Below are 21,027 nucleotides of genomic sequence, written 5' to 3'. Positions count from 1 at the left end.
GTTGTTTCACCTCTCCCCCCCCCCCCCCCCCCGCCCCTGGTCAGCTGCTGGCTCGGACGCCGGTCAGTAGCGGTCGTCCCCGACGGGCAGGTCGTCCAGGCGCACGGCTTCGCCGCTGCCCTGGCCGAACGTGCCGGCGTAGTCGAAGTCGTCGTAGACGGGCACCGCGTAGGCCTGCGCCTTGGCCTCCTCGGTCGGCTCGACCGTGAGGTTGCGGTAGCGGGTCAGACCCGTGCCGGCCGGGATCAGCTTGCCCAGGATGACGTTCTCCTTCAGGCCCAGCAGCGGGTCGCTCTTGGCTTCCATCGCGGCCTCGGTGAGGACGCGGGTGGTCTCCTGGAAGGAGGCCGCGGAGAGCCAGGAGTCGGTCGCCAGCGACGCCTTGGTGATGCCCATCAGCTCGGGACGGCCAGAGGCCGGGCGCCCGCCCTCGGAGACCACACGACGGTTCTCGGTCTCGAACCGGCCACGCTCGACGAGCGTGCCGGGGAGCAGCTCTGCGTCGGCGGCCTCGATGACCGTGATCCGGCGCAGCATCTGCCGCACGATGACCTCGATGTGCTTGTCGTGGATCGACACACCCTGCTGGCGGTAGACGCCCTGGACCTCGTCCACGAGGTGCTGCTGCGTGGCCCGGGGGCCGAGGATGCGCAGCACCTGCTTGGGGTCGATGGCGCCGAAGACCAGCTGGTGGCCGACCTCGACGTGCTCGCCGTCCTGGACCAGCAGGCGCGAGCGCTTGCTGACCGGGTAGGCGTGCTCCTCGGAGCCGTCGTCCGGCGTGAGGAGGATGCGCCGCGACTTGTCGGTGTCCTCGATCTCGATGCGGCCTGCCGCCTCGGCGATCGGGGCGACCGCCTTGGGGGTGCGGGCCTCGAACAGCTCGACGACACGCGGCAGACCCTGCGTGATGTCGTCACCGGCCACACCACCGGTGTGGAAGGTGCGCATCGTCAGCTGGGTGCCGGGCTCGCCGATGGACTGGGCCGCGATGATGCCGACGGCCTCACCGATGTCGACGAGCTTGCCGGTGGCCAGCGAGCGGCCGTAGCACTTGGCGCAGGTGCCGACGAGCGACTCGCAGGTCAGGACCGAACGGACCTTCACCGACTCGACGCCGGCCCCGACGAGACGGTCGATGACCACGTCGCCCAGGTCGATGCCGCCCTCGGCGAGCACCTCCCCGTCCTCGGACACGATGTCCTCGACCAGCGTGCGGGCGTAGACGGCCGTCTCGACCTCGTCGTGCTCGCGCAGCTCTCCGCTGGCGGTGCGCACGGCGATCGGCATGACGAAGCCACGGTCGGTGCCGCAGTCGAGCTCGCGGATGATCACGTCCTGCGACACGTCGACCAGACGACGGGTCAGGTAGCCCGAGTCGGCGGTCCGCAGCGCAGTGTCCGCGAGACCCTTGCGGGCTCCGTGCGTGGAGATGAAGAACTCCAGCACCGACAGGCCCTCACGGAAGTTGGACTTGATCGGACGCGGGATGATCTCGCCCTTGGGGTTGGCCATGAGGCCACGCATGCCGGCGATCTGACGCAGCTGGAACCAGTTGCCTCGGGCACCGGACGTCACCATGCGGTAGATGGTGTTGTCCTTGGGCATCGTGGTCTCGAGCTCCTTGGCCACCTCGTTGGTCGCCTGGGTCCAGATCTCCACGAGCTCCTGACGGCGCTCGTCGTCGGTGATCAGACCACGCTCGTACTGCAGCTGGACCTTGGCGGCCTTGGCCTCGTAGACCGCGAGGATCTCGAGCTTGCGCGGCGGCGTCTTGACGTCGGAGATCGCCACCGTCGTGCCCGAACGGGTCGCGAAGTGGAAGCCGAGGTCCTTGAGGGCGTCGAGGCTCGCGGCGACCTGCACCTTGGTGTAGCGCTCGGCGAGGTCGTTGACGATCCCGGAGAGGCGCTTCTTCTCCACCACGTCGTTGACGTAGGGGTAGTTGACCGGAAGAGCGTCGTTGAACAACGCACGGCCCAGCGTGGTCTGCATGTCGAAGGTCGACACCACGCCGTCCTCGGTGACCTGGGCGCCCTCGGGCAGCGCGTGGCCCTCCGGGGCAGCCGTGTCCGTCAGCCGCAGCCGGAGCTGGGTGCCCAGCGCGATCTGACCGGCGTCGAAGGCCATCTGGGCCTCGGCGACCGAGCTGAACGAGCGCAGGTGCTCCACACCCTCCGGGTCCGTGACCGACTCGGTGCTGCCCTGGCCCAGCGCCGCCTCGGAGGTGAGGTGGAACAGACCGATGACCATGTCCTGGGTGGGCATGGTGACGGGGCGCCCGTCGGCCGGCTTGAGGATGTTGTTGGACGAGAGCATGAGGATCCGCGCCTCGGCCTGGGCCTCGGCGGACAGCGGCAGGTGCACCGCCATCTGGTCGCCGTCGAAGTCCGCGTTGAACGCGGTGCACACGAGCGGGTGGATCTGGATGGCCTTGCCCTCGACCAGCTGCGGCTCGAAGGCCTGGATGCCGAGGCGGTGCAGGGTCGGTGCACGGTTGAGCAGGACGGGGTGGTCGGTGATGACCTCCTCGAGCACGTCCCACACGACCGAACGTCCACGCTCGACCATCCGCTTGGCGGACTTGATGTTCTGCGCGTGGTCGAGGTCGACCAGTCGTTTCATCACGAACGGCTTGAACAGCTCGAGCGCCATCTGCTTGGGCAGACCGCACTGGTGCAGGCGCAGCTGCGGACCGACGACGATGACCGAACGGCCGGAGTAGTCGACGCGCTTGCCCAGCAGGTTCTGGCGGAACCGGCCCTGCTTGCCCTTGAGCATGTCGGACAGCGACTTCAGCGGCCGGTTGCCCGGACCGGTCACCGCACGACCACGGCGACCGTTGTCGAACAGCGAGTCCACGGCCTCCTGCAGCATCCGCTTCTCGTTGTTGACGATGATCTCGGGCGCACCGAGGTCGAGCAGCCGCTTGAGGCGGTTGTTGCGGTTGATCACCCGGCGGTAGAGGTCGTTGAGGTCGGAGGTCGCGAAGCGGCCACCGTCCAGCTGGACCATCGGACGCAGGTCCGGCGGGATGACCGGGACGCAGTCGAGCACCATGCCGGCAGGCTCGTTCTTGGTCTGCTGGAAGCTGGTGACGACCTTGAGCCGCTTGATGGCGCGGGTCTTGCGCTGGCCCTTGCCGTTGGCGATGATCTCGCGCAGGAAGACGTTCTCGGCCGCCAGGTCGAAGGTCTGGAGGCGCCTCTGCAGCGCCGCCGCACCCATGCCGCCCTCGAAGTACATCCCGAAGCGGTCGCGCATCTCGCGGTAGAGGACCTCGTCGCCCTCGAGGTCCTGGACCTTGAGGTTCTTGAAGCGGTCCCAGACCTGCTCGAGACGCTCGACCTGCTGGTCGGCGCGGCGACGGATCTGGTTCATCTCGCGCTCGGCGCCGTCCTTGACCTTGCGCTTGGCGTCGGCCTTGGCACCTTCGGCCTCGAGCTCGGCCAGGTCGGTCTCGAGCTTCTTGGCGCGGGTCTCGACGTCGGCGTCACGACGGTTCTCCAGCTGCTTCTTCTCGGTCTGGATCTGAGCCTCGAGCGAGGGCAGGTCGGCGTGCCGCTGCTCCACGTCGACGTGCGTGATCATGTAGGCCGCGAAGTAGATGACCTTCTCCAGGTCCTTCGGGGCCAGGTCGAGCAGGTAGCCCAGCCGCGACGGCACGCCCTTGAAGTACCAGATGTGGGTGACGGGGGCGGCCAGCTCGATGTGGCCCATCCGCTCACGGCGCACGCCGGCCCGGGTCACCTCGACGCCGCAGCGCTCGCAGATGATGCCCTTGAAGCGGACCCGCTTGTACTTGCCGCAGTAGCACTCCCAGTCCCGGGTGGGACCGAAGATCTTCTCGCAGAAGAGCCCGTCCTTCTCCGGCTTCAGGGTGCGGTAGTTGATGGTCTCGGGCTTCTTGACCTCGCCGTGGCTCCAGCCGCGGATGTCGTCCGCGGTAGCAAGGCCGATGCGCAGCTCATCGAAGAAGTTGACGTCGAGCACGTGGATCCTTCTCTCGTGATCTCGTGTAAAGCGTTGTGAAGACTAGGTATGACGTCGGGACGGCCCGGGCCCGAAGGCCCGGGCGTCCCTGAACGGGTGCGACGGCGGCCTCAGTGGAGGCCGTCGGTCACACCTCCTCGACGGAGGCCGGCTCGCGACGGCTGAGATCGATCCCCAGCTCCTCCGCAGCGCGGAAGACCTCGGTGTCGGACTCGCGCAGGTCGATGTGCGTGCCGTCCGAGGAGAGGACCTCCACGTTCAGGCACAGCGACTGCATCTCCTTGATGAGCACCTTGAAGGACTCCGGGATGCCTGGTTCGGGCACGTTGTCACCCTTGACGATGGACTCGTAGACCTTCACGCGTCCGGTGACGTCGTCGGACTTGATCGTCAGCAGCTCCTGCAGCGCGTAGGCGGCACCGTAGGCCTCCAGGGCCCACACCTCCATCTCGCCGAAGCGCTGGCCACCGAACTGGGCCTTTCCACCCAGAGGCTGCTGGGTGATCATCGAGTACGGCCCGGTGCTGCGGGCGTGGATCTTGTCGTCCACGAGGTGGTGCAGCTTCAGGATGTACATGTAGCCGACCGAGACCGGCTCCGGGAAGGGCTCCCCGGAGCGACCGTCGTAGAGACGGGTCTTGCCGCTCGCGCCGATGAGGCGCTGACCGTCGCGGGTCGGCGTCGTCGACTCGAGGAGACCGGTGATCTCCTCCTCGCGCGCACCGTCGAAGACGGGGCTGGCGACCCGGCTGTGCGGGCCGGCCTCGCGGGCGTCGCCCGGGATGAGCTCGGCCCACTCCGGCTCGCCCTCGATCTTCCAGCCGCGGGAGGCGACCCAGCCGAGGTGCAGCTCCAGGATCTGGCCGATGTTCATCCGGCCGGGTACCCCCAGCGGGTTGAGGATGACGTCCACGGGGGTGCCGTCCTCAAGGAAGGGCATGTCCTCGACGGGCAGGATGCGCGAGATGACGCCCTTGTTGCCGTGGCGGCCCGCGAGCTTGTCACCGTCGGTGATCTTGCGCTTGTTCGCCACGTAGACGCGCACCAGCTGGTTGACGCCCGGGGGAAGCTCGTCGCCGTCCTCGCGCTCGAACACCTTGACGCCGATGACCGTGCCGGTCTCGCCGTGCGGCACCTTCATCGAGGTGTCGCGGACCTCACGGGCCTTCTCCCCGAAGATCGCCCGCAGCAGGCGCTCCTCCGGCGTCAGCTCGGTCTCACCCTTGGGCGTCACCTTGCCGACGAGCAGGTCGCCGTCACGGACCTCGGCCCCGATGCGGATGATGCCGCGCTCGTCCAGGTCGGCCAGCACCTCGTCGGAGACGTTCGGGATGTCCCGCGTGATCTCCTCCGGGCCCAGCTTGGTGTCGCGCGCGTCGATCTCGTGCTCCTCGATGTGGATCGAGGACAGGACGTCGTCCTGCACGAGACGCTGCGAAAGGATGATCGCGTCCTCGTAGTTGTAGCCCTCCCACGGCATGAAGGCCACGAGCAGGTTGCGACCCAGGGCCATCTCGCCACCGTCGGTCGCCGGGCCGTCGGCGAGCAGCTGCCCGACCTCGACCCGCTGACCTGCGTCGACCCGGACCTGCTGGTTGTAGCAGTTGCCCTGGTTGGAGCGGGTGAACTTGTTGATCTTGTAGGACAGGTAGCTGCCGTCGTCGTCGGCCACCGTGATGAGGTCGGCCGAGACCTCCTGGACCACGCCCGCCTTGGTCGCTCGCACCACGTCCCCGGAGTCCAGTGCGGCGCGGTACTCCATACCCGTGCCCACGAGCGGTGCCTCTGCGCGCACCAACGGGACCGCCTGGCGCTGCATGTTGGCGCCCATGAGCGCGCGGTTGGCATCGTCGTGCTCGAGGAACGGGATCATCGCCGTCGCAGCAGACACCATCTGGCGCGCGGAGACGTCCATGTAGTCGACCTCCTCCGCCGGCACGTCGACGGCCTCGCCGTCGTGCGCCCGCACGAGGACCCGCTCGTCGAGGAAGGTGCCGTCGTCACCGAGCGAGGCGTTGGCCTGCGCGATGACGAAGCGGTCCTCCTCGTCGGCCGAGAGGTACTTGACGTCGTCGGTGACCTTGCCGTCGACCACGCGACGGTAGGGGGTCTCGACGAACCCGAACGGGTTGATGCGGCCGTAGCTGGCCAGCGACCCGATCAGACCGATGTTCGGACCCTCGGGGGTCTCGATGGGGCACATGCGTCCGTAGTGCGACGGGTGGACGTCGCGGACCTCCATGCCGGCCCGGTCCCGGGACAGACCACCCGGACCCAGCGCGGACAGACGACGCTTGTGCGTCAGACCGGAGAGCGGGTTGTTCTGGTCCATGAACTGGGACAGCTGGCTGGTGCCGAAGAACTCCTTGATGGAGGCGACGACGGGCCGGATGTTGATCAGGGTCTGCGGCGTGATGGCCTCGACGTCCTGCGTGGTCATCCGCTCGCGAACGACGCGCTCCATCCGGGACAGGCCGGTGCGGACCTGGTTCTGGATGAGCTCGCCGACGCTGCGCAGGCGACGGTTGCCGAAGTGGTCGATGTCGTCCACCTCGACCGGCATGGAGCCGGCCGGCATGTCGATCGCGTCCTGACCCGCGTGCAGGGCGACGAGGTACTTGATCGTCGCGACGATGTCGTCGACGCCCAGCACGGACTCGCTCAGCGGGGCCTGCAGCCCCAGCTTCTTGTTGACCTTGTAGCGGCCGACCTTGGCCAGGTCGTAGCGCTTGGGGTTGAAGTAGAGGTTGTCGAGCAGCGTCTGCGCGGCCTCCTTGGTGGGCGGTTCGCCCGGACGCAGCTTGCGGTAGATGTCGAGCAGCGCCTCGTCCTGGCCGGACGTGTGGTCCTTCTCCAGGGTGGCGCGCATGGACTCGTACTCGCCGAACTCCTCGAGGATCTGCGCCTCGGTCCAGCCCAGCGCCTTGAGCAGCACGGTGACGCTCTGCTTGCGCTTGCGGTCGACGCGCACGCCGACCTGGTCGCGCTTGTCGATCTCGAACTCCAGCCAGGCACCACGGCTCGGGATGATCTTGGAGGAGAAGATGTCCTTGTCCGAGGTCTTGTCGAGCGACCGCTCGAAGTAGACGCCCGGGGAGCGGACCAGCTGGGAGACGACGACACGCTCGGTGCCGTTGACGATGAAGGTGCCGCGCGGCGTCATCAGCGGGAAGTCGCCCATGAAGACGGTCTGGCTCTTGATCTCACCGGTGGTGTTGTTGATGAACTCCGCGGTGACGAAGAGCGGCGCGGAGTAGGTCATGTCCTTCTCCTGGCACTCCTCGATGGAGTACTTCTGCTCCTCGAAGCGGTGGTCGCGGAAGCTCAGCGACATGGAGCCGGAGAAGTCCTCGATCGGGGAGATCTCCTCGAAGATCTCCTCCAGACCGGAGGTGGAGGGGACGTCGCTTCCCCCGCTCTCCGCCTGCGCGACACGGGCCTGCCACGACTCGTTGCCGAGGAGCCAGTCGAAGCTCTCGGTCTGCAGGGCGAGCAGGTCGGGAACCTCCAGAGGCTCCCTGATCTTTGCAAAGCTCAGACGGCCGGATGCCGTCCGAGCGGTGGACACAGTCTTCTTCGCAGTGCGCGAGGCAGCCAAGGATTGGTCCTTCCACGGGCCTGTTGGGCGGCTTGTTCGAACGGCCACCAGGACCTGACCCGGCGCAGCACACATCCACGGTGTCGAGCGACGTCGTCAGCAAGGACGGCGTGCGAAACCAGAGGGGTCGGCGAGAGCGGGGCAGGTGCAGGGCAGCGCAAAGCGACAGCATACACACATGGCGCCCCCACATCAAACCGCCGACCGTGCAGCTCCGTGACGTGCGCAGATGCCCTGACCGGCTCGTCGCCCTCACGGCCCGGGCACCACCGCCACGGAGACGGTTGTGTTGCGAAGTACTGTGCGCCCTCACCCGCCCCGCCGTCAAGCCGACGCACCGCTCACGGGCCGACGTCACGCCGGCACCGACCCCCACGCAGCGCGCACGACCCCCCGGACAACGCGGCACGGGCGGGGCCGCACCTCGTGGGTGCGACCCCGCCCGTGCGGCAGAGGTTGTCCCGGGCAGTCCCGGGACGAGCTCACTTGAGCGTGACGGTGGCGCCAGCGCCCTCGAGCTGCTCCTTGGCCTTGTTGGCCGTGTCCTTGTCGACCTTCTCCAGGACGGGCTTGGGGGCGCCGTCCACGAGGTCCTTGGCCTCCTTGAGGCCGAGGGAGGTCAGGGAGCGGACCTCCTTGATGACCTGGATCTTCTTGTCACCGGCCGCCTCGAGGACGACGTCGAACTCAGCCTGCTCCTCCTCGACGGCGGCCTCGCCACCGCCGGCGGGGGCGCCAGCGGCCGCGACGGCGACCGGGGCGGCAGCGGTGACCTCGAAGGTCTCCTCGAAAGCCTTGACGAACTCGGACAGCTCGATCAGGGTCATCTCCTTGAACTGGTCAAGAAGCTCCTCGGTGCTCAGCTTCGCCATGATGGCGTTCCTTTCGTTAGTGCCGTGAGTGGCGGTGTGTAGATCGGCCGGGCCGGGACCTGGTGGTCTCGACTCAGCTCTCGTCGCCACCCTCGGCGACGTCGGTGGTGGCCTCGGCAACAGCCTCGGCCGGGGTGTCCTCGGCGGCAGCCGGGGTGTCGTCGCTGGTGGCGACGGCGCCGCCCTGCTCCTCGACCTTCGCGCGCAGCGCGTCGACGACCCTGGCGGTCTGCGACAGCGGTGCGGCGAAGAGGTAGACGGCCTTGCTGAGGTTCGCCTTCATGGCGCCCGCCAGCTTGGCCAGCAGGACCTCGCGGGACTCGAGGTCCGCGAGCTGGGTGATCTCCTCGGGGGTCAACGGCTTGCCGTCGAGCACCCCCGCCTTGATGACCAGGGCCGGGTTGGCCTTGGCGAAGTCACGCAGTCCCTTGGCAGCCTCGACCGGGTCACCGGTGACGAAGGCGATCGCGGTGGGTCCCACGAGGTGCTCGTCGAGCCCCTCGATGCCGGCCGCGTCAGCGGCCCGCCGGGTCAGCGTGTTCTTCACCACGGCGTAGGTGGCGTGCTCGCGCATCGTGGTGCGCAGCTCGGTGAGCTGACTCACCGTCAGACCGCGATAGTCGGTCAGCACGGCCGCACCGGAGCTGCGGAACTTCTCCGTCAGCTCGGCGATGGCTGCAGCCTTCTGGGGCGTCGCCATGGTGGCCTCCTTCGTCCGTTGGTGCCGGCTACCCCCGGGCCACCACAGGAAAAAGAGCCCCGGCGCAGGGCGCTGGGGCTCGGGCACGACTCGACGTCGCACACTTGCTCTCGCACCTGCGCTGGTCGCTCCCGTCTGCGGGAACCTTCGGTCGGGGCGTCCGGGGCGCTCTCGCGTCCGGGCCCACCGACTACCGGCGGTCATGGGTATGCGGCAAGGGTACGGCATACCAGATCCCCACCCAAATCCCCTCGCCCCCGCAGGGACGTTCCCGACGCCCTGGGGTGGCGCGCACGCACGGTCGGACCTCGGGACGGGAGAGGATGGGCGGGTGAGTGCTGCACGGGGGTCCGTCCGCTGGTACCACCGACTCGTCGACGCCGACCCGGAGGCCGAGGCGCAGCTCGGCGGCGCGGAGCGGGTGGCCTCCGGCGGGCTGCGGATCATCCTGGCGAACGCCCTGCAGAGCACCGGTGACCAGATCGTCAACGCCAAGACGGTCCTGCCGTGGCTGTTCTCGGTGCTGGGGGCCCCGGCGGCGCTCGTCGGTCTGCTCGTGCCCATCCGGGAGTCCGGCTCGATGCTGCCCCAGGCGGCCCTGACGCCCTGGGTGCTGCGCGCGCGCCGACGGACGCGCGTCTGGATGCTCGGTGCCGCGGTGCAGGGTCTGGCCGCGCTGTCGATGGCGGGAACCGCGCTGCTGCTGACCGGCTGGCTCGCCGCCGTGGTCGTGCTCGCGGCGCTCACGGTCTTCGCCCTCGCGCGGGCGCTGTGCTCGATGGCGAGCAAGGACGTCCAGGGGCGCACGGTGCCCAAGGGGCAGCGTGGGCAGGTGAACGGCGTCGCGACCGCCGTCTCCGGCGTCGTCGCGGTCGGTGTCGGCGTGCTGCTGCAGGCTCTGGGCCCGGACCTCGGTGTCGGCGTGCTGGCGGCCTTCCTCGGCGCCGCCGCCCTGACCTGGCTGGTGGGCGTCGTGGTGTACGCCGGCATCCCCGAGGAGCCCACCATGGGAGGAGCGGCCCCGGGGCGCGATCCGTGGCTGAGCGACACGGTCACGCTGCTCCGCGAGGACCGCGACTTCCGGCGCTTCGTGGTGGCCCGCGCCCTGCTGCTCGTCTCCGCGCTGGCACCGCCGTTCTTCGTCACGCTGGCCGTGGCGCAGGGCAGCTCGGTGCTCGTCGGTCTCGGGTCGTTCGTGATCGCCCAGGGTGTCGCCTCCGTGGTCGGCGGGCGCGTCTTCGGACGGTGGTCCGACCGCTCCAGCCGGCTGGTGATGGCTGCCGGTGCCGTCGTGGCCTCGCTCACCGTGCTGATGGTGGTGGGCGTGGTGCTGCTGGACCGCGAGGGGCTGACCGTGCCGGCCCTGGTCGCCGGCTACTTCGTCGTCAGCCTGGTCCACGTGGGGGTGCGGGTGGCGCGCAAGACCTACGTCGTCGACATGGCGGAGGGGGACCGGCGCACGCGCTACGTCGCGGTGGCCAACACCGCGATGGGGGTGCTGCTCCTGGTCGTCGGGGCCGTGAGCGCCGGCCTGGCGACCTTCGGCGAGGTTCCGGCCCTGGTCCTCCTGGCGGTGCTGGGCCTGCTCGGGGCCCTTGTCTCCTGGCGGCTGCCCGAGGTCTCGGGCCGCGCGTGAGACGACGAGACCCCCGACGACCAGGTCGTCGGGGGTCTCGTCTGCTCGAGGAGGCTCAGCTCACTCGGCGGCGTTCTCGACCAGGCTGCTTACGCGCGAGGGGTCGACCGGGATGCCCGGGCCCATCGTGGTGGCGACCGTCGCCTTGGTGACGAAGCGGCCCTTGGACGCCGACGGCTTGAGCCGCAGGATCTCGTCCATCGCGGCGCCGTAGTTCTCCACCAGCTTGGCCTCGTCGAAGGAGGCCTTGCCGATGATGAAGTGGAGGTTGCTGTGCTTGTCCACGCGGAACTCGATCTTGCCGCCCTTGATCTCGGTCACGGCCTTGGCCGTGTCCATCGTGACGGTGCCGGTCTTCGGGTTCGGCATGAGGCCGCGGGGGCCCAGCACCTTGCCCAGCCGACCGACCTTGCCCATGAGGTCCGGGGTCGCGACGACGGCGTCGAAGTCGGTCCAGCCGCCGGCGATCTTCTCGATCATGTCGTCGGAGCCGACGAAGTCGGCACCTGCGGCGCGGGCGGCCTCGGCCTTGTCCCCGTTGGCGATGACGAGGACGCGGGCGGTCTTGCCCGTGCCGTTGGGCAGGTTGACCGTGCCACGGACCAGCTGGTCGGCCTTGCGCGGGTCGACGCCCAGGCGCAGGGCGACCTCGATGGTCGCGTCGTAGGTGGTGGTTGCGGTCTCCTTGGCGAGGCGGACGGCCTCGACGGGGGTGTAGAGCTTGCCGTCCTCGATCTTCTCGGCGGCGGCGCGGTAGGCCTTGCTGCGCTTCATGGTGCTACTCCTTGTGTCGGGGTGGAGCTGTGGTCGGACGGGCCGGCGCGGGCCCTGCCACGGGGTCGGGGGTCACCCGGTGGGCGACCCCGGTCGGGTATGTCGTCGCGCGGGTCGCGCGACGACATACCCGGGTGGGTCACTCGACGGTGACACCCATCGAACGGGCGGTGCCGGCGATGATCCGCTTGGCCATGTCGATGTCGATGGCGTTGAGGTCCTGCATCTTCATCTGCGCGATCTCGGTGAGCTGCGCGTCGGAGAGCTTGGCGACCTTGGTCTTGTGCGGCTCACCGGACCCCTTGGCGACGCCGGCGGCCTTCTTGATGAGCTCGGCGGCCGGCGGGGTCTTGGTGACGAAGGTGAAGGAGCGGTCCTCGTAGACCGTGATCTCGACCGGGATGACGTTGCCGCGCTGGGACTCCGTCGCGGCGTTGTAGGCCTTGACGAACTCCATGATGTTGACGCCGTGCTGACCGAGCGCGGGGCCGACGGGCGGGGCCGGGGTGGCCGCACCGGCCTGGATCTGCAGCTTGATGAAGCCGGAGACCTTCTTCTTCTTGGGGGGCATGTGTTGTCTCTCTTCGTGTTGTGGGCCGACGCCATGGGCGATGACCCGGTTGCAGGACCGCGGACGCAGGACCGCGGACGTGGTGCGGGGGCATCGCCCCCGGGAGATCAGATCTTGGCGACCTGGCTGAACGACAGCTCGACGGGGGTCTCGCGGCCGAAGATCGAGACCAGCACCTTGAGCTTCTGGCTCTCGGGGATGATCTCGGAGATGGTGGCGGGCAGCGTCTCGAACGGACCCTCCATGACCGTGACCGACTCGCCGATCTCGAAGTCGACGGTCGGGGCGGTGGAGGAGCCGGACCCCGGCTGACCGGAGGCGCCACCCTTGCCGCCCTGGGCCGACGGGGTCTCGAAGACGGGGGCCAGCATGCTGACGACCTCGTCGATCGACAGCGGCACGGGCTGGTGGGCGTTGCCGACGAAGCCGGTGACGCCGGGGGTGTGGCGCACGGCGCCCCACGACTCGTCGGTCAGCTCCATGCGCACGAGGACGTAACCGGGCATCCGGACCCGACGGACCAGCTTGCGCTGACCGTTCTTGATCTCGGTGACCTCCTCCATGGGGACCTCCACCTCGAAGATGAAGTCCTCCATGTTGAGGCTGGTGATCCGGGTCTCGAGGTTGTGCTTGACCCGGTTCTCGTACCCCGCGTAGGAGTGGATGACGAACCAGTCGCCGTACTTGCCGCGCAGGACGGACTTGAACTCCTCCAGAGGGTCGGCGGGTGCCTCGTCGTCGGAGTCGTCCGCGGTGGTCTCGTCGGCGTCGCTGGGCTCGGCGTCGGGGCTGGGCTCGGCGTCAGAGGTCTCGTCGACGTCGACGTCGACGTCGACCGCCTGGTCGACGGTCAGGACCTCCTGGTCCGTCTGCTCCAGGGGGACGTCGGTCTCGGGTGTCTGCTCGGACATACCCTGCTTCCTCAAAGTCGTCGTGGTGGCGCTGGCCGCGCCGGTCGCTCGGTGGTGCGGGGTCAGGACCCGAAGACCAGACCCATCACCTGGCGGAACACCTGGTCCAGGCCGAACACGTAGCCCATGACGGCCGCCACGAACACGAGCACCACCACCGTGTAGGTGATCAGCTCCTGCCGCGTCGGCTGGACGACCTTGCGCAGTTCTGCCATGACCTGGGCGACGAAGGTGGCCGGGCGCGCCGGCTGGCCGTGGCCTGGCTGGCTGCGTGCGACACCCTCGGTGTCGTGGACGGGGTTCGCCACGGGTCGCCTTTCGTCGTCAGATGGATGGTCGCGTCGGCACCGACTCGCTCGGCGCCCGATCGCTCGCGCAGGGCAAGAGGGAATCGAACCCCCAACCGCCGGTTTTGGAGACCGGTGCTCTACCAGTTGAGCTATTGCCCTACGGGTGTCTGCCACGCCGGTCTGCTGGGGGGCAGGCTGACGCGCGGTGCGAACACCCGAACGGTGAGTCTACGTGACCCACTACCCAGGTGCAAAGATGGGGCGCGTGACCGATCAGACCCGAACCCGCATCTCACGCCGCATCGGCTCCATCGCCGAGTCCGCCACCCTCGCCGTCGACGCGAAGGCCAAGGCGCTGAAGGCCGAGGGCCGCCCGGTCATCGGCTTCGGCGCCGGAGAACCCGACTTCGCCACGCCGGACTACATCGTCCAGGCCGCGATCGAGGCCGCCTCTCAGCCGGTGAACCACCGCTACTCCCCCGCCGGCGGGCTCCCGGAGCTCAAGAAGGCCGTCGTCGCCAAGACGCAGCGCGACTCGGGGTATGCCGTGGAGCCGGCCAACGTGCTCGTCACCAACGGTGGCAAGCAGGCGGTCTACAACACCTTCGCGACGCTCCTCGACCCGGGCGACGAGGTCATCCTGCCCACGCCCTACTGGACGACCTACCCCGAGGCCATCCGACTGGCCGGCGGGGACCCGGTGGAGGTGTTCGCCGGGGCCGACGCGGGGTACCTCGTGACGGTCGAGCAACTCGAGGCCGCGCGCACCGAGCGGACCAAGGTGCTCCTCTTCTGCTCCCCCTCCAACCCGACCGGGGCGGTCTACCCCCCCGAGCAGGTCGAGGCGATCGGGCGCTGGGCGCTCGAGCACGGGATCTGGGTCGTGACCGACGAGATCTACGAGCACCTGCTCTACGACGGGGCGCAGGCTCCCTCGATGCCGGTGCTCGTCCCCGAGCTCGCCGACACCTGCGTCGTGCTCAACGGCGTGGCCAAGACCTACGCGATGACCGGCTGGCGCGTCGGGTGGATGATCGGGCCGAAGGACGTCGTCAAGGCCGCGACCAACCTGCAGAGCCACGCGACGTCCAACGTCGCCAACGTCTCGCAGCGTGCAGCGGTCGCGGCGCTCGAGGGGTCGCTGGACGCGGTCGAGGAGATGCGCACCGCGTTCGACCGGCGGCGGAAGCTGATGGTCGAGATGCTCACCGCGATCGAGGGCGTGCACTGCCCCGTGCCGCGGGGCGCCTTCTACGCCTACCCCTCGGTCGAGGGCGTCCTGGGCAAGGAGATCCGGGGGCGCACGCCGCAGACGTCCGCCGAGCTGGCCGCGCTGATCCTCGACGAGGTGGAGGTGGCGGTCGTGCCCGGCGAGGCGTTCGGGCCCAGCGGCTACCTGCGCCTGAGCTACGCCCTCGGCGACGATGACCTCAAGGAGGGCGTCGGCCGCATCCAGAGGCTCCTGGGCGAGGCCCGCTGACCCGGACCACGACGAAGGGGCGCCACCCGACCGGGGTGGCGCCCCTCGCGCGTCCGGCCGGGGCCGGGGTCAGTCGGTGCCGAACTCCATGGCCGCCCAGTCGAGCGCCTCTTCCTCGTCCTCGGTCGGGCCGACCCCGCCGGCGATGCGCTCGGCGCCCCCCGGGGTGAGCTCGCCCACCAGCGAGGTCGTCGCCAGGCCCATGGCGGAGGCCGCCGAGCCACCGGAGCCCAGCAGGCCCATGGCGACGTACTGCTCCAGGCGCGAGCGGGAGTCGGCGATGTCGAGGTTGCGCATCGTCAGCTGGCCGATCCGGTCGGTCGGGCCGAACGCCGCGTTGCTGACGCGCTCCATCGACAGCTTGTCGGGGTGGTAGGAGAAGGCCGGCCCGTCGGTCTTGACGATCGAGTAGTCGTCGCCCCGACGCAGTCGCACCGTCACCTCGCCGGTGATGGCCGAGCCGACCCACCGCTGCAGCGACTCGCGGATCATCAGGGCCTGCGGGTCGAGCCAGCGACCCTCGTACATGAGCCGCCCGAGCGCGCGTCCCTGCTGGTGGTAGGCGGCGATGGTGTCCTCGTTGTGGATGGCGTTGACGAGCCGCTCGTAGGCGATGTGCAGCAGCGCCATGCCGGGCGCCTCGTAGATGCCGCGGGACTTGGCCTCGATGATCCGGTTCTCGATCTGGTCGGCCATGCCCAGCCCGTGCCGACCGCCGATCGCGTTGGCCGCCATCACCAGCGCGACCGCGTCCTCGCCGAAGTCGTCCCCGTCGATGGCGACCGGGCGGCCGTGGACGAAGGACACGACGACGTCCTCGGGGTCGATCTGCACCTGCGGGTCCCAGAACTTGACCCCCATGATCGGCTCGACGATCTCCATACCCTGGTCGAGGTGCTCCAGGGACTTGGCCTCGTGGGTGGCGCCCCAGATGTTGGCGTCGGTGGAGTAGGCCTTCTCCTTGCTCGAGCGGTAGGGCAGCTCGCGCTCGGTGAGCCACTGGCTCATCTCGTCGCGACCGCCGAGCTCGTGCACGAAGGCCTCGTCGAGCCACGGCTTGTAGATGCGCAGGTTGGAGTTGGCGAGCAGGCCGTAGCGGTAGAACCGCTCGATGTCGTTGCCCTTGAAGGTCGAGCCGTCGCCCCAGATGTTGACGTCGTCGTCCTTCATGGCGCGGATGAGCATGGTGCCGGTGACCGCACGGCCCAGGGGGGTGGTGTTGAAGTAGGTCCGCCCGCCGGAGCGGATGTGGAAGGCGCCGCACGCCAGCGCGACCAGCCCCTCCTCGACGAGCTCGGGGCGGCAGTCGACCAGCCGGGCGAGCTCGGCGCCGTACTCCTGGGCGCGGCCCGGGACGCCGTCGATGTCGGGCTCGTCGTACTGCCCGATGTTGGCCGTGTAGGTGCAGGGCACGGCGCCCTTCTCTCGCATCCACGCGACCGCCACCGAGGTGTCGAGACCGCCCGAGAAGGCGATGCCGACACGTTCACCAACAGGGATGCTCGTCAAGACCTTAGACATGCCCGCAGTGTATGCGGTGTTACGCATAGATATGCAATCCGCAGGTCAGCGCACCCTCAAGGCCCCTGCGAAGGGCCTACTCGTCGCCACGCAGCTGGAATCGCTGCAGCCGCCACCCCGCCAGGAGGACGCCCACGACGAGGACGACGGCCGCGGCGACACCGGCATAGGTGAGCGACAGGTCCACCGGCGGGATGTCCACGTCGGTCACCGCCTCCCCGAGCCGCTGGGTCAGCGACTGCACGGAGACGTAGCGCATCCCGACGAGGAAGGCCGCCAGCAGACCCTCGACGATCAGCACGTAGACCAGCCCGGCGATCATGCCGTGCCGGGTCGCGGCCGACATCGCGGTGAACAGGGCGGTGTAGAGGACGGCCGCGATCGCGCCCATCAGCGCCGAGGCGAGCAGCCACCGCCCGCTCAGCCCGCCCGCGAACGCCGTCGCGGCGAGCCCGCCCCCGCCCAGGACCACGCTGACGGCGGCGGCGACCACGAACTTGGAGGCGGCCACGGCATACCTGCTCACGGGGGTGGACAGGAGGTAGACCACCGAGCCGTCGTCGATCTCGGGGCCGAGCACGCCGTTGGCGGCGAGCAGGGAGACGAGGGGGACGACGAGCGCCAGCCCGAGCTCGAGGACCACGAGGCGGGCGCTGACCGCCTCGCCCGTGAGGGCGCGGAGCACGGCGGCCGTGACGACGAGCAGCAGGGGCAGGCCCACGAGGAGCAGCCCACGGCGCTGGCCGGCGAGCGCCTGCAGCGCCAGACGCATGATCGTGACGTTCACGACTGCACCAGGTAGGTGAAGACCGACTCCAGAGACTCGTCGGTGGGCAGCAGCTCCCGCACCGTGATCCGGTGCTCGCGCGCCAGCCTGGGCAGCGCCGTCGTGAACCCGCCCATGTCGGTCACCTCCACGGTCAGTGCGGGGCCGGTGCCCAGCTGGATCAGGCCCACGCCCCGGACGCTGGACTCGCCCATCAGCACCGCTGCGAGCGTCCGGTCGTCGCTGCTGCGCACGGTGTAGTGCGAGGGTCGGTCGGTCATCAGCCGCCGGATCGCCCCGAAGTCGCCGCTCGCCGCGTGCCGACCGGCGACGACGACCTCGATGTGCCGGGCGATGTGCTCGACCTCCTCGAGGATGTGGCTGGAGAAGAGCACCGCCCGCCCCTGCTCCCCCATCCGGGTGAGCAGCTCCATGAGGTGCATGCGCTGGCGCGGGTCGACGCCGTTGAACGGCTCGTCCAGGAGCAGGACGTCCGGCTCGTGCACCAGTGCGGAGGCGAGCTTGGCCCGCTGGCGCATCCCCTTGGAGTAGGTGCTGATCGGCCGGTCGGCCGCCTCCACGAGGTCGACCTCCTCGAGCGCCCGCTGGGTCGCCGTCCGCGCGGAGGGCAGGCGGTGCAGCTCGGCGCTGGCCTGGACGAACTGCCGGCCGGTCAGGTAGGAGAAGCTGACCTCGCGCTCGGGGACCAGCCCGAGGTGGCGGTAGGCGCCGACGTCGCGCCACACCGGGGACCCGTCGAGGGTCACCGCTCCGGCCGACGGCGCCAGGAAGCCGGCCATCATCGCGATCAGCGTCGACTTGCCGGCACCGTTGGGACCGAGAAGGCCGGTGACGCCCGGGCCGATCGACATCGTCACGTCGTTGACGGCGACGACGTTGCCGTACCAGCGCGAGACCTTCTCCAGGACCAGCTCGCTCATCGTGACCCCTTGCTGCGGTAGCGGCGGACCAGGGCGACCAGCCCCAGTGCGACGAGGACGAGCGCCACTGCGAGCATGAGCAGGGCCGTGCTGGCCGTGTCGGCGGGCGCCGGGTAGACGGCCGCGGCGTCGCTCAGCCCGACCTGGACGGAGTCGACGACGACGAACGGTGACAGCAGCCCCAGCCAGGTGGCCAGCCGCTCCTGACCCTCGCCGGAGGCGACCTCCTGCAGGGCTGCGGTGATGCCCAGCCCCATGAGGAGCACCATGATCGTGCCGCCGACCGCCAGGCCGCGCCGCATCGTCCAGGACGCCGCGAGCGCGGCGACGGTGGCGAGCATGACGGCCATCAGGACGGCACCGCCGGCCGCCACCGCGAACCGGGGCAGCTCCTCGCCGACGTCCGCACCCGCCGCGAGCCCGCCGACGAGCAGGATGAGCAGCGGCGTGAGCACGAAGGCCATGATCGACACGAGCAGCGACGCCCACCGGGTGAGCGCGAACTCCGTCGCCCCCAGCGGACGTGCCAGGTAGAGGCTGATCACGCCGGAGCGCAGGTCGCGCGAGAACAGCACCGGCGCCTGCGCCGCGACGAAGAGGGCGACGAGGAAGGCGGTGTTCTGGTTGTAGCCGGCGTAGTTGAGCAGCTCGGAGTCCAGCCCGATGAACGCCATGATGCCCACCAGCACGACGGCCGGGACGATGCTCATCGCCAGCAGGGCAAAGGGCAGGATCTTGGCCTTCCCCGACCGGCCGAACCCGAAGACCGCCAGCATCCCGGACCACAGGAGCGAGCGGGCGATCGCGCCGTTGCCCACCCGCGGGCCGGAGTAGCTGCGGTAGCCGATGTCGTGGATCACACCACGCCGTTCGGGCTGGGCGCTCACCCCGCCACCTCCTCACGGAAGACGTCCTCGAGCTGTCCGGTCTGGGCCTGCAGCCGCACCAGGCCCAGACCCAGGTCGGCGGCGGTGTCGCGGACCATGTCCCGCAGCGCGTCGGGCGCGGCCGTCGTCGGGTCGATCTCGATCAGGGAGCCGTGCGGACGGCAGACCAGCCCGCGGGCGGCGAGCGCCTCCCCCATGCGGGCCTGGGCATCCGGTCCCACGGCCAGCACCTCGACGACGAGCACACCCGTGTCGCCGAGGAATGACTGCGTCGCCTCCGAGCGCAGGAGGTGACCGGCGTCAAGGACGACGACGTGGTCACTGACCCGCTCGAGCTCGCCGAGCAGGTGGGAGGTGACGAGCACGGGGATGCCGAAGTCGTGCCCGATGCGGCGGATCAGCCCGAGCATGTCGTCGCGGGCCGCCGGGTCGAGACCGTTGGTCGGCTCGTCGAGCATCACCAGCTGCGGGTCGTGGACCAGGGCCTGCGCGAGCTTGGCGCGCTGCTTCATCCCTGTGGAGTAGGTGCCCATGAGGCGGTAGCGCTCCTCGGCCAGGCCCACGTGGCGCAGGACGTCCGCGGCGCGCTCCCGGGCCGCCGCCGGGGGCAGCCCCGACATCCGGCCCATGTGCACGACGAAGTCGATCGCCCGCGTGTCCGGCGGCAGGCACTCGTGCTCGGGCATGTAGCCGACCAGCTGCCGGATCTGCGCGCCACCGCCGGCGATGTCGTGCCCCAGGACCCGCGCCGAGCCGCTGGTCGGGCTGAGCAGCCCGAGCAGGATCTTGATCAGCGTCGACTTGCCGGCACCGTTGGCCCCGACGAGGCCGGTCACCCCGCCGCCGAGGTCGACCGTCAGGTCCTCGAGGGCGATCACGGAGCCACCGGCATAGCGCTTGCCCAGCCCCTGCGTCTCGATGACTCCCATGGCGGCGACAGTATCCGGCGGAGGAGGCCGGACGGAGTGGGGCTGTCCCCCCGACCGCGATGACGCCTCCCCCCTGCCCACGCCATGCCCGCCCATGGGGTAGACACGAGCCATGACCCGTCCGGTGCGCGCCCTGCCCAAGGCCCACCTGCACCTGCACTTCACCGGGTCGATGCGCATCGAGACCCTGCGGCAGCTCGCGGACAAGCACGGGATGCGGTTGCCGTCGGCACTGACGACGCAGTGGCCCCCGCCGCTGAGCGCCCGGGACGAGCGGGGCTGGTTCCGGTTCCAGCGGCTCTACGACGCCGCCCGCGCCTGCGTGCGGGACGAGGCGGACATGCGCCGGATCGTTCGGGAGGCCGCCGAGGACGACGCGGCCGAGGGGTCGGGCTGGCTGGAGATGCAGGTCGACCCCACGTCCTACGCACCGTTCGTGGGGGGAATCACGCCGGCGGTCGAGATCGTGCTCGACGAGGCGCGGGCTGCGAGCGAGGCCACCGGGACCCAGGTGGCCGTCATCGTCGCGGCCAGCCGGATGCGGCACCCTCTGGAGGCCCGCACCCTGGCGCGGCTGGCCGCGCTGCACGCCGGCGACGGGGGGGGTTCGGTCGTCGGGTTCGGGCTGAGCAACGACGAACGCCGGGGCACGACCGAGGAGTTCGCCGGGGCATTCCGGATCGCGCGTCAGGCGGGGCTGGCCAGCGTGCCGCACGCCGGCGAGCTGCTGGGCCCCGAGCACGTGGGGCAGGCCCTGGACCACCTGGGGCCGGACCGCCTCGGGCACGGGGTGCGGGCCGCCGAGGACGACGAGGTGCTCAGGCGGGTGGTGGAGGAGGGGGTGACGCTCGAGGTGTGCCCCGGCAGCAACGTCGCGCTCGGCGTCTACCCCACCCTGGCGGACGTCCCCCTGCGGAGGCTCGTCGACGCCGGGGCGCGGGTGGCGCTGGGGGCCGACGACCCGCTGCTCTTCGGCAGCCGGCTCGCCGACCAGTACACGAGCGCGCGCCTCGACCACAGCCTCGACGACGTGGCGCTGGCCGCGCTGGCCCGCGACTCGGTGCGGGGGTCGCGGGCGCCCGAGCACGTTCGCCATACCCTCCTGGCGGGCATCGACGCGTGGCTGGCCACGCCGGTCGCGGACTGAGTCGGTCAGGG

The 21,027-nt window shown here is 70.0% G+C and carries 16 protein-coding genes and 1 tRNA gene; 3 read left to right on the top strand and 14 right to left on the bottom strand.

Annotated features, from left to right (window positions below):
* Positions 1-63: 63 nt before the first annotated feature.
* From ACI3ET_RS13030 to rplJ, 4 genes are all read right to left on the bottom strand, one after another.
* Positions 64-3,993, bottom strand: coding sequence for a DNA-directed RNA polymerase subunit beta' (locus tag ACI3ET_RS13030; protein ID WP_405033486.1), 3,930 nt, complete (start codon positions 3,991-3,993; stop codon positions 64-66).
* A 127-nt stretch (positions 3,994-4,120) separates the two neighbouring features.
* On the bottom strand, positions 4,121-7,591 hold the full coding sequence (rpoB, locus tag ACI3ET_RS13025) for a DNA-directed RNA polymerase subunit beta (RefSeq protein WP_405033485.1): 3,471 nt from the start codon (positions 7,589-7,591) through the stop codon (positions 4,121-4,123).
* Between the two features lie 482 nt (positions 7,592-8,073).
* Positions 8,074-8,463: a 50S ribosomal protein L7/L12 gene (rplL, locus tag ACI3ET_RS13020; protein WP_405033484.1), complete on the bottom strand. Its 390-nt coding sequence runs from the start codon at positions 8,461-8,463 to the stop codon at positions 8,074-8,076.
* Between the two features lie 73 nt (positions 8,464-8,536).
* A complete protein-coding gene (gene rplJ, locus ACI3ET_RS13015) occupies positions 8,537-9,163 on the bottom strand; it encodes a 50S ribosomal protein L10 (protein WP_405033483.1) in 627 nt (208 codons plus the stop codon).
* Between the two features lie 331 nt (positions 9,164-9,494).
* On the opposite strand from rplJ, the gene ACI3ET_RS13010 reads away from it, so the two are divergent.
* On the top strand, positions 9,495-10,799 hold the full coding sequence (locus ACI3ET_RS13010; RefSeq protein WP_405033482.1) for an MFS transporter: 1,305 nt from the start codon (positions 9,495-9,497) through the stop codon (positions 10,797-10,799).
* Between the two features lie 60 nt (positions 10,800-10,859).
* On the opposite strand, the gene rplA is transcribed toward ACI3ET_RS13010, so the two are convergent.
* The 5 genes from rplA to ACI3ET_RS12985 all read right to left on the bottom strand — a co-directional run bounded on the left by rplA (position 10,860) and on the right by ACI3ET_RS12985 (position 13,504).
* Positions 10,860-11,573, bottom strand: a complete 714-nt coding sequence (rplA, locus tag ACI3ET_RS13005) for a 50S ribosomal protein L1 (protein ID WP_405033481.1) — start codon at positions 11,571-11,573, stop codon at positions 10,860-10,862.
* A 139-nt stretch (positions 11,574-11,712) separates the two neighbouring features.
* The gene (gene rplK / locus ACI3ET_RS13000; protein ID WP_405033480.1) at positions 11,713-12,144 is read right to left on the bottom strand and encodes a 50S ribosomal protein L11; all 432 of its coding nucleotides are present in this window, start codon (positions 12,142-12,144) and stop codon (positions 11,713-11,715) included.
* Positions 12,145-12,251: 107 nt separating this feature from the next.
* Positions 12,252-13,055 (bottom strand): transcription termination/antitermination protein NusG, encoded by an 804-nt coding sequence (gene nusG, locus ACI3ET_RS12995; protein WP_405033479.1) that lies wholly within the window; start codon positions 13,053-13,055, stop codon positions 12,252-12,254.
* A gap of 62 nt (positions 13,056-13,117) precedes the next feature.
* Entirely contained in the window at positions 13,118-13,363 is a 246-nt protein-coding gene (gene secE, locus ACI3ET_RS12990; protein WP_405033478.1) for a preprotein translocase subunit SecE, read from the bottom strand.
* A 68-nt stretch (positions 13,364-13,431) separates the two neighbouring features.
* Positions 13,432-13,504 (bottom strand) — tRNA-Trp (locus ACI3ET_RS12985).
* A gap of 97 nt (positions 13,505-13,601) precedes the next feature.
* Here ACI3ET_RS12985 and ACI3ET_RS12980 point away from each other — a divergent pair.
* The gene (locus ACI3ET_RS12980) at positions 13,602-14,825 is read left to right on the top strand and encodes a pyridoxal phosphate-dependent aminotransferase (protein ID WP_405033492.1); all 1,224 of its coding nucleotides are present in this window, start codon (positions 13,602-13,604) and stop codon (positions 14,823-14,825) included.
* A gap of 69 nt (positions 14,826-14,894) precedes the next feature.
* Here ACI3ET_RS12980 and argG read toward each other — a convergent pair whose 3' ends face one another.
* The 5 genes from argG to ACI3ET_RS12955 form a co-directional block, all read right to left on the bottom strand.
* Positions 14,895-16,346: an argininosuccinate synthase gene (gene argG, locus ACI3ET_RS12975; protein ID WP_405033477.1), complete on the bottom strand. Its 1,452-nt coding sequence runs from the start codon at positions 16,344-16,346 to the stop codon at positions 14,895-14,897.
* Between the two features lie 76 nt (positions 16,347-16,422).
* Positions 16,423-17,133 (bottom strand): hypothetical protein, encoded by a 711-nt coding sequence (locus ACI3ET_RS12970; protein ID WP_405033476.1) that lies wholly within the window; start codon positions 17,131-17,133, stop codon positions 16,423-16,425.
* On the bottom strand, positions 17,130-18,053 hold the full coding sequence (locus ACI3ET_RS12965; RefSeq protein WP_405033475.1) for an ABC transporter ATP-binding protein: 924 nt from the start codon (positions 18,051-18,053) through the stop codon (positions 17,130-17,132). Before ACI3ET_RS12965 ends, ACI3ET_RS12970 begins: the two co-directional genes overlap by 4 nt.
* Positions 18,050-18,940, bottom strand: coding sequence for a hypothetical protein (locus tag ACI3ET_RS12960; protein WP_405033474.1), 891 nt, complete (start codon positions 18,938-18,940; stop codon positions 18,050-18,052). Before ACI3ET_RS12960 ends, ACI3ET_RS12965 begins: the two co-directional genes overlap by 4 nt.
* The gene (locus tag ACI3ET_RS12955; RefSeq protein WP_405033473.1) at positions 18,937-19,869 is read right to left on the bottom strand and encodes an ABC transporter ATP-binding protein; all 933 of its coding nucleotides are present in this window, start codon (positions 19,867-19,869) and stop codon (positions 18,937-18,939) included. Before ACI3ET_RS12955 ends, ACI3ET_RS12960 begins: the two co-directional genes overlap by 4 nt.
* A 112-nt stretch (positions 19,870-19,981) precedes the next feature.
* On the opposite strand from ACI3ET_RS12955, the gene ACI3ET_RS12950 reads away from it, so the two are divergent.
* A complete protein-coding gene (locus ACI3ET_RS12950; protein WP_405033472.1) occupies positions 19,982-21,016 on the top strand; it encodes an adenosine deaminase in 1,035 nt (344 codons plus the stop codon).
* Positions 21,017-21,027 lie beyond the last annotated feature (11 nt).

It is taken from the genome of Ornithinimicrobium jinqii (assembly GCF_045032595.1).
In the GTDB taxonomy this organism is placed as follows: domain Bacteria; phylum Actinomycetota; class Actinomycetes; order Actinomycetales; family Dermatophilaceae; genus Ornithinicoccus.
Note: the sequence above shows the minus strand (reverse complement) of the source record. Positions and strands in the feature narration are given on the sequence as shown.

Excerpts from the sequence above, each read along its gene's own strand:
- rplA (WP_405033481.1), bottom strand. The coding sequence starts at position 11,573 with ATGAAGCGCAGCAAGGCCTACCGCGCCGCCGCCGAGAAGATCGAGGAC.
- ACI3ET_RS12980 (WP_405033492.1), top strand. The coding sequence starts at position 13,602 with ATGGGGCGCGTGACCGATCAGACCCGAACCCGCATCTCACGCCGCATC.
- ACI3ET_RS12965 (WP_405033475.1), bottom strand. The coding sequence starts at position 18,053 with ATGAGCGAGCTGGTCCTGGAGAAGGTCTCGCGCTGGTACGGCAACGTC.
- rplK (WP_405033480.1), bottom strand. The coding sequence starts at position 12,144 with ATGCCCCCCAAGAAGAAGAAGGTCTCCGGCTTCATCAAGCTGCAGATC.
- nusG (WP_405033479.1), bottom strand. The coding sequence starts at position 13,055 with ATGTCCGAGCAGACACCCGAGACCGACGTCCCCCTGGAGCAGACGGAC.
- rplJ (WP_405033483.1), bottom strand. The coding sequence starts at position 9,163 with ATGGCGACGCCCCAGAAGGCTGCAGCCATCGCCGAGCTGACGGAGAAG.
- argG (WP_405033477.1), bottom strand. The coding sequence starts at position 16,346 with ATGTCTAAGGTCTTGACGAGCATCCCTGTTGGTGAACGTGTCGGCATC.
- ACI3ET_RS12955 (WP_405033473.1), bottom strand. The coding sequence starts at position 19,869 with ATGGGAGTCATCGAGACGCAGGGGCTGGGCAAGCGCTATGCCGGTGGC.
- rplL (WP_405033484.1), bottom strand. The coding sequence starts at position 8,463 with ATGGCGAAGCTGAGCACCGAGGAGCTTCTTGACCAGTTCAAGGAGATG.
- ACI3ET_RS12950 (WP_405033472.1), top strand. The coding sequence starts at position 19,982 with ATGACCCGTCCGGTGCGCGCCCTGCCCAAGGCCCACCTGCACCTGCAC.